Origin of the sequence: Micromonospora sp. DT63 (genome assembly GCF_049841615.1) — a bacterium.
Classification (GTDB): domain Bacteria; phylum Actinomycetota; class Actinomycetes; order Mycobacteriales; family Micromonosporaceae; genus Micromonospora.
This window is the reverse complement of sequence record NZ_JBNCKQ010000006.1, coordinates 148,518-161,090: the sequence shown is the minus strand read 5'-3', so window position 1 is coordinate 161,090 and position 12,573 is coordinate 148,518. Positions and strand designations below refer to the sequence as shown.

Annotated in this window: 12 protein-coding genes; 6 read left to right on the top strand and 6 right to left on the bottom strand. The window is 73.8% G+C overall.

The genetic code is table 11. The features are described 5' to 3' along the window. Positions 1-16 precede the first annotated feature (16 nt). Positions 17-1,057, bottom strand: coding sequence for an App1 family protein (locus tag ACLQ27_RS22250; RefSeq protein ID WP_357574418.1), 1,041 nt, complete (start codon positions 1,055-1,057; stop codon positions 17-19). Between the two features lie 123 nt (positions 1,058-1,180). Here ACLQ27_RS22250 and ACLQ27_RS22245 point away from each other — a divergent pair, with 123 nt between their 5' ends. From ACLQ27_RS22245 to ACLQ27_RS22230, 4 genes are all read left to right on the top strand, one after another. Further along, a complete protein-coding gene (locus ACLQ27_RS22245) occupies positions 1,181-2,875 on the top strand; it encodes an ArnT family glycosyltransferase (protein ID WP_425868456.1) in 1,695 nt (564 codons plus the stop codon). Between the two features lie 52 nt (positions 2,876-2,927). Next, positions 2,928-3,725 (top strand): peroxide stress protein YaaA, encoded by a 798-nt coding sequence (yaaA, locus tag ACLQ27_RS22240; protein WP_357495048.1) that lies wholly within the window; start codon positions 2,928-2,930, stop codon positions 3,723-3,725. 107 nt (positions 3,726-3,832) lie between these two features. Then, a complete protein-coding gene (locus ACLQ27_RS22235) occupies positions 3,833-4,525 on the top strand; it encodes a hypothetical protein (RefSeq protein WP_357495050.1) in 693 nt (230 codons plus the stop codon). 73 nt (positions 4,526-4,598) lie between these two features. Next, on the top strand, positions 4,599-5,561 hold the full coding sequence (locus ACLQ27_RS22230) for a TAXI family TRAP transporter solute-binding subunit (protein WP_234582181.1): 963 nt from the start codon (positions 4,599-4,601) through the stop codon (positions 5,559-5,561). Positions 5,562-5,598: 37 nt separating this feature from the next. Here the strand turns inward: ACLQ27_RS22230 and ACLQ27_RS22225 are convergent, their stop codons facing one another. The 3 genes from ACLQ27_RS22225 to ACLQ27_RS22215 all read right to left on the bottom strand — a co-directional run bounded on the left by ACLQ27_RS22225 (position 5,599) and on the right by ACLQ27_RS22215 (position 8,093). Continuing rightward, the gene (locus ACLQ27_RS22225; protein ID WP_357495054.1) at positions 5,599-7,032 is read right to left on the bottom strand and encodes a sensor histidine kinase; all 1,434 of its coding nucleotides are present in this window, start codon (positions 7,030-7,032) and stop codon (positions 5,599-5,601) included. Between the two features lie 9 nt (positions 7,033-7,041). Further along, entirely contained in the window at positions 7,042-7,698 is a 657-nt protein-coding gene (locus ACLQ27_RS22220; protein ID WP_425868453.1) for a response regulator transcription factor, read from the bottom strand. An 83-nt stretch (positions 7,699-7,781) separates the two neighbouring features. Then, positions 7,782-8,093: a hypothetical protein gene (locus tag ACLQ27_RS22215; protein WP_234582184.1), complete on the bottom strand. Its 312-nt coding sequence runs from the start codon at positions 8,091-8,093 to the stop codon at positions 7,782-7,784. A 103-nt stretch (positions 8,094-8,196) separates the two neighbouring features. Here ACLQ27_RS22215 and ACLQ27_RS22210 point away from each other — a divergent pair, with 103 nt between their 5' ends. Together ACLQ27_RS22210 and ACLQ27_RS22205 are read left to right on the top strand one after the other, a co-directional pair. Next, positions 8,197-8,535: a DUF952 domain-containing protein gene (locus tag ACLQ27_RS22210; protein ID WP_234582185.1), complete on the top strand. Its 339-nt coding sequence runs from the start codon at positions 8,197-8,199 to the stop codon at positions 8,533-8,535. A gap of 160 nt (positions 8,536-8,695) precedes the next feature. Beyond that, the gene (locus ACLQ27_RS22205; protein WP_425868451.1) at positions 8,696-9,238 is read left to right on the top strand and encodes an acyltransferase; all 543 of its coding nucleotides are present in this window, start codon (positions 8,696-8,698) and stop codon (positions 9,236-9,238) included. A 53-nt stretch (positions 9,239-9,291) separates the two neighbouring features. On the opposite strand, the gene ACLQ27_RS22200 is transcribed toward ACLQ27_RS22205, so the two are convergent. Beyond that, a complete protein-coding gene (locus ACLQ27_RS22200) occupies positions 9,292-11,037 on the bottom strand; it encodes a CDP-glycerol glycerophosphotransferase family protein (RefSeq protein ID WP_425868449.1) in 1,746 nt (581 codons plus the stop codon). A gap of 252 nt (positions 11,038-11,289) precedes the next feature. Continuing rightward, positions 11,290-12,573 carry a nucleotide sugar dehydrogenase gene (locus ACLQ27_RS22195; protein WP_357495062.1) on the bottom strand — a complete coding sequence of 428 codons (1,284 nt, stop codon included), beginning with the start codon at positions 12,571-12,573 and terminating at the stop codon, positions 11,290-11,292.

Sequence of the window (12,573 nt, the reverse complement as noted above, 5' to 3'; positions counted from 1 at the left end):
TGTATGTGGTGTGCGGTCAGACCAGGCCGGCGTCGCGGAGCAACTGCCACAGGCCGGCGCCGTCGGGCGCGGACAGCCACTTCTGCCCCACCGGCCCCGACGAGGGGCGGCCGGCCGGGGCGGGCAGGCTACCGGCAAGCACCGACTGCGTCGGGGACAGCCTGCGGATCGCCACCCCGGCGACGTTCTCCGGGTGGGCAGCGGCGAACTCGCGGTAGATCTCCTGGTCGTGCTGGCCGTCGTCGCCGACCAGCAGCCAGCGCACGTCGGGGAACTCCTTGGCCAGCCGGGCCAGGGTGGAGCGCTTGTGCTCCATGCCGCTGCGGAACCAGCGGTCGGCGGTCGGACCCCAGTCGGTGAGCAGCAGCGGCCCGGCCGGGTAGAGGTGCCGGGACAGGAACCGGGTAAGCGTCGGCGCCACGTTCCACGCGCCCGTGGACAGGTAGAAGACCGGGGCGCCGGGATGCGCGGTGACCAGCCGCTCGTAGAGCACCGCCATGCCGGGCACGGCGGCGCGGGCGTGCTCGTCGAGGACGAACGTGTTCCACGCGGCGAGCAGCGGCCGGGGCAGCGCCGTCACCATCACCGTGTCGTCGATGTCGGAGAGGATGCCGAACTTCACGTCCGGGTCGATGATGCGTACCGGCGCGTCGACCGGCTCGGCGTCGGGCACGCTGAGCCGGACGGTGCCCCACCCGGGCGGCAGGTCGGCCTCGACGAGCGTGTCGACGAAGCCGCTGCGGTCGGCGCGGGCCTCATGCCGCACCCCGCCGGCCTCGATCTGCACGCTGACGTGCTTGGCGGGCAGCGTGGCGAAGCTGCGCCAACCACGGACCTTGTCCAGCCGGCCCCGCTGGCGGGTGTCCGGACGTCCCAGCAGCACCCGGCACATCACCCGCACCCAACCCGGACGGCCGTAACCGGTGTACGCGACGATGTTCATCCGCCAGCCGGTGCGCCGCAGCCGGCGCTCCACGAGCTGGTGCACGGCGTCCTCGATCCGCGCGGCCCGGTGCAGGTTCGGCACGGCCAGTTGGCCGGCGGGAGTGGGTGGCACGCGCCAACCCTGCCACACGTCGACGGACACGGCCACGCGAGCCGGTCCGGACTGCGCCGAACCACCCCGACCAGCCCGTGGTCCGTGAAACACTCCGGTCGGGACGACGACGGGGGCGTGGTCGTGTCGCATCCAGAGCAGCACCGCGGGCGGTGGCGTCCGCGACTCGACCGGCCGGCGCTCGTCGCGCTGCTGTTCGGTCTGGTCGGTGTCGGGTACCGGCTGGTCCTCACGCTGTACACCGTGCCGGTGTCGAACAGCGACGAGGCGACCTTCGGCCTGGCCGCCCTGCACATCGCGCAGGGCCGGGAACGCCCCATCTTCCTCTACGGCCAGCACTACATGGGCATGCTGGAGTCGTACCTGGCCGCGCCGCTGCTCGCCGTGGCCGGGCCGAGCTGGCCGGTGCTGCGGCTGCCGATGCTCGCCCTGTACGCGATCTTCCTCTACCTCGTGTACCGGCTCACCCGCCGGCTCTACACGCCGTGGTTCGCCGTCCTCGTCGTCGGCCTGCTGGCGCTGGGACCGGAGCGGGTGGTGCGCGACCAGCTCACAGTGGTCGGCGGCCGGCCGGAGGTGAAGCCGGCGGTGCTGCTGATGCTGCTGATCACGGTGGGGCTGGCCGCCGGGACGGTGCGCCACCGTCGACTCGCCGTCGCGCTGTTCGGGCTGCTGGCCGGGCTGGCCGCCTGGTCGGACTGGCTGATCCTGCCGTACCTGGCGGTCGCCGCGGTGGCCCTGCTCTGGGCGGTGCGGCGGGAGCTGCTCGGCTGGTCCGGGCTGCTGCTGGTGGCGGGCTTCGTGGTCGGGATCGCGCCGATGCTCGTCGACAACCTGCGCGCCGGGCCGGGTGAGGACTCGCTGACGGTGTTCCGGGAGGTCAGCACGAAAGCCGGCCCGATGCCGCAGTGGTCCGACCGGATCTCCGGCGGCCTGCTGGAGGGGGTGCCGTTGGCGCACGGGCTGTGCCCGGTCGACGGTTGCGGCAGGTGGCAGCAGTGGTTCGGGCTGCTCTATCCGGTGCTGCTGGTGGCCGCCGCCGCGCTCGCGGTGCTCGCGTACCGCCGGGCCGCCCGCACGACGAGCGGCACGCAGGGCGCCGTCGCAGCGAGCGGCACGCAGGGCGCGGGGCCCGGCACGCGGGTCGGGGGCACGCCACGTGGCGCGCGGGTCGGGGCCGTGGTGCAGCTCGCGCTTGTCGTCGGCGCGGCGTTGACCCTGCTGTCGTACGTGCGCAGCCCGCTCGCCGCGACGAGCCCCCTGGACAACGCCCGCTACCTGTCGGTGCTGCAACTGTCGCTGCCGGCGGTGCTCTGGCCGCTCTGGGTGGCAGCGGTCGCCTGCTGGCGGGGCACCGTCGGCGCGCTGGGTCGGCTGGCCGGCGCGCTCGCCACCGCCGTGCTGGCGGCGCTGGCCGCGACGGCGCTGGTGGTCACCGTGCTCTTCGCGACCACAGGCGTCGCCGCGTCGCGGACCGAGGAGCGTCAGGCCCGGGAACTGGCCGCCGCGCTGCGCGCCGACGGGCCGCACGAGGTGTACGGGGACTACTGGACCTGCAACCGGCTGATCTTCAACACCGATGAGACGGTGATCTGCGGTGTGCTCGACGGGGACCTGTCCCCCGGGCAGAACCGCTACCGCCCGTACTGGCGGCAGGTCGGCCGGGCCGCCCGACCGGGTTACGTGGTCCAGGTCGACTCGCCGATGGACCGGCGGCTGCGCCGGCTGCTCGCCGACCGGCCCGACGCCGCACCGGTACGCGAGGTGGGTGGCTATCGCGTGTACCACCCCGACACCCCGGTGCGGCCCTGGCGGTAACGGCGGGTCGTACGCTGGCCGGGCCGCCGTCGCACGTGTTCGAGGAGACCCGATGCTCATCCTGCTGCCGCCCTCGGAGGGCAAGGCCGACGCCGGCACCGGACGGCGGTGGGCCCCCGACAAGCTCTCGCTGCCGGAGCTGAACCCGGCCCGCGAGCGGGTGCTCGACGCGCTCGTGGCGCTCAGCGCGGGGCCGGACGAGCAGGCCGCGCTGGCCGCGCTCGGGCTCAGCGACGGCCAGCGCGGCGAGCTGCGCCGCAACGCCCGGCTGCGTACGGCGGCCACCGCGCCGGCCGAGCGGCTCTACACCGGGGTGCTCTACGAGGCGCTGGAGCTGGCCACGCTCCCGTCGGCGGCGCTGCGGGCGGCCCGCCGGTCGATCCTGATCAGTTCCGGGCTGTGGGGGGCGGTGCGTCTCGCCGACCGGATCCCGCCGTACCGCTGCCCGATCGGCGCCCGCCTGCCGGGCGTCGGGGCGCTGTCCGCGTACTGGCGAAAGGAGCTGGCGCCGGTCCTGGCCGGCGCGGCCGGTCGGGGCCCGGTGCTCGACCTGCGCTCGGGCGCGTACGCCGCCACCTGGACGCCGCGCGGCGCGCTGGCCGAGCGGACGGTGACCGTGCGGGTGCTGCACGAGCGGGAGGTCGACGGCGTGCCGGTCCGCTCGGTCGTGAGCCACTTCAACAAGGCGACCAAGGGGCGGCTGGTGCGTGACCTGCTGGTCGCCGGGGCCCGACCGCGTACCGCCGCGGAGCTGATCGGCACGCTGCGGGAGCTGAAGCACACAGTGGTGGCCGAGCCCGCCGCTCCCGGCCGGGTTCGGCAGGTGGACCTGGTGGTCACCGACCTGTAGCGGCGCGGGAGCCGCAAGTTTTCCTCAAGGCTGGGCGGGATGCGTTCCGCAACGGCCGCGCAGGGGCCACGGTAGGGGAACCCAGACTCCGACAAGGGAGCCTTCAGTTGGCCCGCGATCCCGCCCTGCTCGACCGGCCCCGTTCGCCGGCGACGCCACCCCCGCTGGACTGGCTGACCCTGGGCGACGCGTTCGAGGCCGCCTGTCTGCTGCGCTGCACGGCACCGCCGTCCGCTGCCCGCTCGGGCGCGGCGCCGCCGTCGCACGCGCCGAGCGTCGAGTTCAACCGGGAGGACGCCGCCCAGCGGATGCGGCAGTTGCTCGCCCGTCTCGACATCCCGGTCACCCAGGAGGTGGCCGTCGGCGGCCTGCGCCGCCGCTACGAGCTGCATCGGCTCTGGGTGCCGCCGGAGCACCGCGGCGCGTACGCCCGGATGGTGGACGCCGGTTGGTGGCAGGGGCGACGGGAGCTGCTGGGTGGTCCCGTGCCGGGCGCCTCGCCGGCCCGCCGCCGGTGGATGTCCCGGCTCGCGGCGGCGGCGTGGCGTTCGGCGCTGCTGGCCGGCGGGCGGCACGTACGGCGGCACATCCTCGGTGTACGGCTCACCGACCGGGAGTTGGCCGCCGTGCTGATCCGCAGTGCGGCAGTGCTCGACGTGCCGGCGGTGCTCCGCCCGGGCACCGGCTGTTTCCTGGTCAGCGTGGCCGACGGGCCGGACCGGGAGCGCATCCTGCGCAGCGCGTCGATGGAACCGGCCCGCGACGCGGTGCTGGAGCCGGCCCGCCGTCCGGCCTGCTGAGCGACGCCGGCGCCGCAGCCACCGGCGGCACTGACGGGTACGGGCTTGCGCGCGTCCGCCGGAGCGCGGCACAGTGCACCGCGTGAGTCGTACCTCGTCCCCTCGGGCCGGTCGACGCCGCGCGGGGGCGGCGGCGCTGGCGCTGGTCGCAGCCCTGGCCGTCGCCGGCTGCCGGGACGACCCGGGCACGCCGGTCGAGATCCGGATCGCCACCGGCAGCCCCACCGCCGTCTACTACGCGTTCGGGCAGTCCCTCGCGACAATCCTCAACCGGGAACTGCCCGGGGTCCGGGCCAGCGTGGTGATCACCGCAGCCTCGGCGGAGAACGTCCGCCTGGTCGGCTCCGGTGCTGCCGAGCTGGGCTTCACCCAGGCCGACGTGCTGCCCACCACCCCGGCGCAGAGCCCGTCGGTGGATGCGGTGGCCCGGGTGTACGACGACCAGCTGCACCTGGTCACCACCGACGGCGGGCCGGTCCGCACGATCGGCGACCTGCGCGGCCGACGGGTCTCCGTGGGTGCGCCCGGCTCCGGCACCGAGATCACCGCCACCCGGCTGCTGGAGGTGGCCCAGCTCGGTGGCGACACGGTACGCCGGGAGCGGCTCGGCCTGGACGACTCGGTCGCCGCCCTGCGCTCGGGGCGTATCGACGCGTTCTTCTTCTCGGGGGGTCTGCCGGTGCGGGGCATCGAGGAGCTGGCCGGGCGCAGCGCCACCCGGATCGTGGACCTCGGTGAGTGGACGGAGCCGCTGCGCGCCCGCTACGGCCAGGTCTACGTCTCCCGGGACATCCCCCGCTCGGTGTACGGCATGAACCCGGTGACCACCGTCGCCGACCCGAACTACCTGATCGTGCGGGCCGACCTGCCGGAGCCGCTGGTGCGCGAGGTGACCCGGCTGCTGATGGAGCGGCGGGCCGAGCTGGGCGCGGCGCATCCGGCGGCGGGACGGATGAGCCCCCGCTCGGCGATCGCCACCGCGCCGCTGCCGCTGCACCCCGGCGCCGCCGCCTGGTACCGGGCCGCCAAGCCCTGACCGTCGCCGGAGGCCGCCCCGCACCCGGCTCGGGCCGCTAGCGCGCCGGGGCGGGCCGCAGGTCGGCGGCCGTGTCCTCGTCCGCCGGCTCCCCCGCCGGCTCGGGCTCCGGCGCCGGGAACCACAGGCCGGCGACCAGCCCGCGCGGGTGCGCCGGCCGCATGGTGAGCCGCCCGTCGGAGGCGTCCACCAGCACTGCGGCGATGGTCAGGCCGAGCCCGGCGCCGTCGACGTTCTGTGCGTCCGGCGCTCGCCAGAACCGCTCGGTGGCCTGGCCGAGCTGACTCTCGGTCATCCCCGGGCCGGTGTCGCGCACCTCCAGCGCCACCCCGTCGGCACGGCGGGCCACTGTCACCGTCACCGCCCCGCCGGCCCCGCTGAACTTCACCGCGTTGTCGATCAGCGCGTCCAGCGCCTGGTCGACGGCTGTCGGCACGGTCCGCGCGTACGCCGGGGCGTCGCTCGTGGCCAGCCGCAGCGCGACCGACCGGTGCCGGGCCAGGGGCGCCCACGCGGCCACCCGGGACGCGGCGACGGCGGCGGCGTCCACGGTGACGCGCTCGTTCTCCTCCCGTTCGGCGCGGGCCAGGGTGAGCAGCGCGTCGAGCACCAGCGCCAACCGGTCGGTCTCCTCCAACGCCAACTGGTGCTCGAAGCGCCCGTCCGCGTCGGTGAGGCTGGGACCCAGCTCCTCCACCCGCAGCCGCAGCGCGGTGAGCGGGTTGCGCAGCTGGTGACTGGCGTGTGCGACGAACGCGCGCTGTCGGTCCATCACGTCCGAGACCACGTCGGCCATGTGGTTGAAGCTGGCGGCGAGTCGGCGCAGCTCCGGCGGGCCGAGCCGGTGCTGCACGCGCGCGCCCCGGTCGCCCTCGGCGATTTCGTGGGTGACCGCGTCCAGCTCGGTCACCGGGCGCAGCACCCACCCGGCCAGCCCGAACGCCGTGAGCACGCAGGCCAGCACGACGAGCAGGCCGGCCATGGTGAGCAGCAGCCACCAGGTGCTCACGGCCCGGCGGATCTCGCCGGCCGGGGTCACGATCACCACCGCGCCGAGGACCTCACCGCCGTCGTTGATGGGCACCGCCACCACCACCGGCCCCGCCGACCACGGCCAGACCGACTCGGGCGCGCTGGCCTGCTGGCCGGACAGGGCGACGTCCAGCACCGTGGCGGTCCCCGTGGACTGCCAGCTCGCCGAGTCGACGACGATGCCCCGGTCCCGGTCGACGACCGCCGCGCCGATTCCGTACAGCTCGTCGTAGCTGCGCAGCTCCGCCCCGATCGGGCCGGGCTCGCCGCCGCGCAACGTCGGCCCGGCCAGCGAGGCGAACCGGGTGGCGTCGGCGAGCCGGTCGGCGCGCACCCGCTCGGTCTCCCGGCTGGCCAGGGTGACGGCGAGCGGGCTCTCCAACGCGATGAGGACGAGCACCATCAGCAGCAGATAACTGATCACCAGTCGACGGCGCACGGCGGCCCCTCACGCATCGCGCAGCCGGTAGCCGACCCCGCGGACGGTCTCCACCAGGCGCGCGTCGCCCAGCTTGCCGCGCAACGACCCGACGTGCACCTCGACCGTGTGCCGGTCGGCCCAGGTGGTGCCCCAGGCGTCGAGCAGGATGCGGTCGCGGGGCACCGCCACTCCCGGCTGGCGGGCCAGCGACAGCAGCACGTCGAACTCCTTGCGGGTCAGCGTGACCGCGCGCCCCGCGACCGTCACCGTGCGGGCCGCCACGTCGATGCGTACCGCCCCCGCCTCGATCAGGTGCCGCTCGGGTGCCGTGTGCGCGGCCCGGCGCAGCACCGCCTCGATCCGGGCCTGCAACTCCACCATCGAGAACGGTTTGACCACGTAGTCGTCCGCGCCGAGGCGCAGCCCGAGCACCCGGTCGCGTTCCTCACCCCGCGCGGTCACCGCGATGATGCCGAGCTGGCTGCTGCGCCGGCGCAGCTCCCGACACACGTCGGTGCCGTCCCCGTCGGGCAGGGTGAGGTCGAGCAGCACCAGGTCGCAGGGGGCGGCGGAGAGCGCCGCGGCGACGGTCGCCGCGTGCTCGACCTCGTAACCGCGGCGGGTCAGGGCGGAGGAGAGCGCGGCGGCCACCCGGCGGTCGTCCTCCACCAGCAGGATCCGCACCGTGCCCCCATCCGTCGCAGCCGTCCTGCGAATGGTGGCAGAAGCAGGCCGCGAGCGGGAAGGCCGCCTCCCGGTCGGGTCGGCTACAGACCGAAGACGTCGTCGGCGACCGCGTCGCGGACGCCGTCGGCGAAGCCCCGGAATCCGGGGTCGTCGTGCCGGGCCGGCACGCTTGTGACGTTGACCCCGCTGGCCTGGGTGACGGCGTCGACCAGGGGCGGGAAGTCGATCTCGGCGTCGTCGAAGGCGTCGTCGTCCGCCTCGGCCAGGTTGATCACATGCTGTACGTCGTCGGACGGGGTGTCCGGGTCCCCGGCCCACTCACCGCCGGCCCGGTAGCACTCGTCGTACAACCCGCGCTGGGTGTCGGTCCAGTCGTCGTCGTAGCTCGCCATCGTCCATCCCTTCACGGGCCGCTCCACCTGAGCATGCCGGGCCGCGACCGAGGACGGCGGCGGTACGGCCGAAACGCCCACCGGGCCGACGTAGGCTGCGGAGATGATCTACAAGCTGCTGCCCACGACCGAGTGGGACGACGCCCGGGCCGCCGGCACCTTCACCGGCTCGGCGGTGGACCGGCAGGACGGTTTCATCCACCTCTCCGCCGGCGACCAGGTGGTGGAGACCGCCCGGAGGCACTTCACCGGCGTCACCGGCCTCACCCTGCTCAGCGTCGAGGAGGAGCGACTGGGCGACGCGCTGCGCTGGGAGCCGTCCCGCGGCGGGCAACTCTTCCCCCACCTGTACGGGTCGCTGCCCGTTGCGGCGGTGGTGACGGCGCAGGCGTTGCCGGTGGACACCCCGGCCGCCGAGGCGGTGGCGGCGCTGCTCGGCTGAGCGGTCGATATGCTACGCCGAGTCCCGCGCCCCGACGACACGTTCCGTGCCCGGGGCAGCGTGGCAGCCCCGATCCGCGCGCCCGGTGCCCGGTCTCCGGCCCGAGGCGGCGCGGGTCACCGACGGCGCCCGGCGCCCTGCGACCCATGCGAGTTGAAGGATGACTGACAGCACCTCACCGGCCCCCTCGGTCTTCGTCCACCCCACCGCCGACGTCGAGGACGGCGCCCAGGTCGGCGACGGCACGAAGGTCTGGCACCTGGCCCACATCCGATCGTCGGCCCAGGTGGGTGCGGGCTGCGTGATCGGGCGCAACGTGTACGTCGACGCCACCGTGACGGTCGGCGACCGCGTGAAGATCCAGAACAACGTCTCCGTCTACCAGGGTGTCACGCTGGAGGACGAGGTCTTCGTCGGCCCGTGTGCGGTCTTCACCAACGACTTCCGGCCGCGGGCGCAGAATCCGGACTGGACGATCACGCCGACCCTGGTCCGGCGGGGCGCCTCCATCGGCGCGAACGCGACCCTGGTCTGCGGCATCGAGGTCGGCGAGTACGCGATGATCGCCGCTGGCTCGGTCGTCACCCGGGACGTGGCACCGTACCAGCTGGTGGCCGGCAACCCGGCCCGACCGAAGGGCTGGGTCGACGAGAAGGGCGAGGTCGTCTCCCGGGACGTGACGAACCCGCCGCGTCGGGGTTGACCGGCACCGGTTGCCGGTGAGCGGAGCGCCGCTCACCGGCGACCGGGCGCAGTTCAGGCGCAGAGACGCTCGATCTCCGCGCGGAAACGATCCATCGGGTTCGGCTCGTCCGGGCCGAGCAGGTACTCCTTCAGCTCACGCCGAGCCTCGGTCATCGGGTCGTCGCCAGCTCGGGCGAGGTCGAGGATCTTCCCCAGCTCACCGCAGTCGGCGGAGAGCAGGTACGCCGCCCGGGACGTGGGGTACGAGCTACGGAACTCGTCCTCCGGCAGGCCCGCCGGGTTGGCCACCACGTACGGCCGTTGGCTCTGCACGAAGTCGGAGACCACACTGGACACGTCGCTGATCAGCAGGTCGGTGACGGTGAAGCAGTCGAACAGGGCTGGCACCCGGCCGGTGACGACCAGGTGGGCGTCGCCGTCCAGCGAGTTCACGTCCACCTCGCCGCCGGCGGCCCGGATCAGGTCGATGATCCGGTCGTTGGCCGCCCGGGCCTTGTTCCAGCGGGTGCCGGTCAGCGGGTGCGGCTTGTAGATCAGGCGCACGTTCGCGGCGAGCACGCCCGACACGATCCGCTCCCCCATCGCCACCAGCGACGTGTGGTACGGATCGTCGTCCAGCCACCCCTCCCAGGTGGGGGCGTACAGCACGGTGAACCGACGGTCGGTCGCGCCGGAGCCGAAGGTCGGCACCCCGGCCAACTGCGGCCGGCCCACCTCGACGATGTTCTGGTCGAGCACGCCCACACCGGCCTGCGCGTACCGCTCCCGTCCGGCTCGACCGGCCACCCACACCTCGTCGTACACCTTGCTGTAGGGATTGACGCTGGCCTGCTTGTCGCTGTCGCCGTGCCCGACGAACACGTGCCGGACCCCGGGCTCACGGATCATGTGGATGTTGGCGCCCACGTTCGCCGCGTAGAGCGCCACCCGGACGGGGCTGAAGTCGAGGTTCATGAAGTCGACCCCGGCGGGCACGCAGATCACCGGCAGCCGAGTGTCGGCCAGCGCCTCGAACGCGTCCTCGGCGCGCAGCAGCACGACCGCGCGGCGGCCCACCGCCTCCACCGGGGCGAGCCACATGTTGGCCTGGTAGACGTCCTTGGCGGGGCCGGCGAAGTAGAGCACCACCTCCGGACGCTCCCGGGCCAGCCAGTCGTGCACGGCAGGCAGCACCCCGGGGGCACGGCCGCGCCCACGCAACAGGGTGGACGCCAGCACGGCCGCGGCGACGAGCCCGATGGCCAGGGTGACCAGACCGGTCACCAGCACGGGCGTGATCCGGTCGACCAGCGCGGCCGCCACGGCCGCCGGCAGCAGCAGGAAGTTGAGCACCGGCATCCGCAGGCCCACGATGCGTTCGGCCCAGGCCGGCGGGATCGGCACCCGGCGTACCGCGCCGAAATCGATGTTGCGGGTGAACGCCGGCGTCGCGGCCCGGCCGTCGACGACCCGGTTCACCACGATGGTGCCGACGGCCACGGCCCAGAGCGCGGCCGGTAGCAGCATGATCCCGATCGTGGCGGCCACCCCGGGGCGGACGGTGCTGACGACCAGCAGGACCACCGAGAAGTCGCGGACGAGCCACCGCCCGACCGGCTCGATACCTGCCTTCTCCAGCAGCACGGCTGTGGCGGCGAACCGGTTGGCGAGGGCGAACTCACCCGCTGTCGCGACCAACGCGGCGACCACGAACGGAATCACCCAGCCCAGGGCGCCGGCCAGAACCATGATCCCGTAGCCCAGCAGGGTCACGCCGGCGATGGCGACACCCTGTTGGCTCCGTATTCTGCTGAACAACGACACACTCCCTGTCTGCTCGCCTGTGTTGGCGCGTTCGATACCGGCCGCCGCGACCCTAAACGGGGCAAGTGATACAAGTATCGCCGGGGCGTCTCGTTGGTGAACGGGCGGGAGAGGCGACTCACAGCGGTGCGCGCGGGGGTGGCGCACCGCACCGCTGAGCACGGACTTCAGCACGGCGAGTCAGGTGCGGACGCACAACGGGCCCCGGCCGCGGAACGGTCGGGGCCCGGAGCGGACGGGTGGGGATCAGCCGCCGATGACCACCCGGCGGACGCCGGCCCAGCGGGCCGGATCGGTGACCCGCCGACCGTCCACCAGAACGGTCACGCCCGGCAGGTCGGCCGGGGCGAGGCTGCGGTACTCCGCGTGGTCTGCCTGGATGACCGCGGCACCGAGCGGCTCACCGTCGTAGGCCGGCAGGCCGTGCGCCACCAACTCCTCGTTGGTGTACATCGGGTCCGAGACGTACGGCTTGGCGCCCCGCTGGCGCAGCGCCTCGACGGTCGGGAAGACGCCGGAGAAGGCGGTCTCCTTGACCCCACCCCGGTAGGCGGCCCCCAGCACCAGCACGCCCACGTCGGTCAGGTCCCCGTACGCGGCGGCGAGCAGGTCCACCGCGTACTCCGGCATGGCCGCGTTGGCCTCCCGGGCCGAGCGGACGACGGTGGCGGCCGGGTCGTTCCAGAGGTACATCCGCGGGTAGATCGGGATGCAGTGCCCACCGACAGCGATGCCCGGCGAGTGGATGTGGCTGTACGGCTGGGTGTTGCACGCCTCGATGACCTTGGTGACGTCGACGCCCACGGTGTCGGCGAAGCGGGCGAACTGGTTCGCCAGGCCGATGTTGACGTCCCGGTAGGTCGTCTCGGCCAGCTTGGCCAGCTCGGACGCCTCGGCCGAGCCCAGGTCCCACACCCCGTTCGGACGCTCCAGGTCGGGGCGCTCGTCGAAGTCGAGGACCGCCTCGTAGAAGCGCACGCCGTGCGCGGCGGACGCCTCGTCGACGCCACCGACCAGCTTCGGGTAGCGGCGCAGGTCGGCGAAGACCCGCCCGGTGAGCACCCGCTCCGGGCTGAAGACCAGGTGGAAGTCCGTGCCGACGGTGAGACCGGAGCCTTCCTGAAGCATCGACGCCCAACGGCTGCGGGTGGTGCCGACCGGCAGGGTGGTCTCGTAGCTCACCAGGGTGCCCGGCTTGAGGCCGCGGGCGATGGCCCGGGTGGCGTCGTCCATCCAACCGAAGTCCGGTACGCCATCGGCATCCACGAAGAGCGGCACCACCACGACGACTGCCTCGGAGTCGGCGACCGCGGCGGCGGTGTCGGTGGTGGCCGACAGCAGCCCGGCGGCCACCGCCTCCTTCAGCTTCACGTCCAGGTCGGCCTCGCCGGGGAACGGCACGGCACCATCGTTGACGAGCTGGACGACCCGCTCGGAAACGTCGGCACCGATCACCCGGTGCCCCTTCGAGGCGAACTGCACGGCGAGCGGAAGGCCGATCTTTCCGAGCGCGACGACGCAGATGTTCAT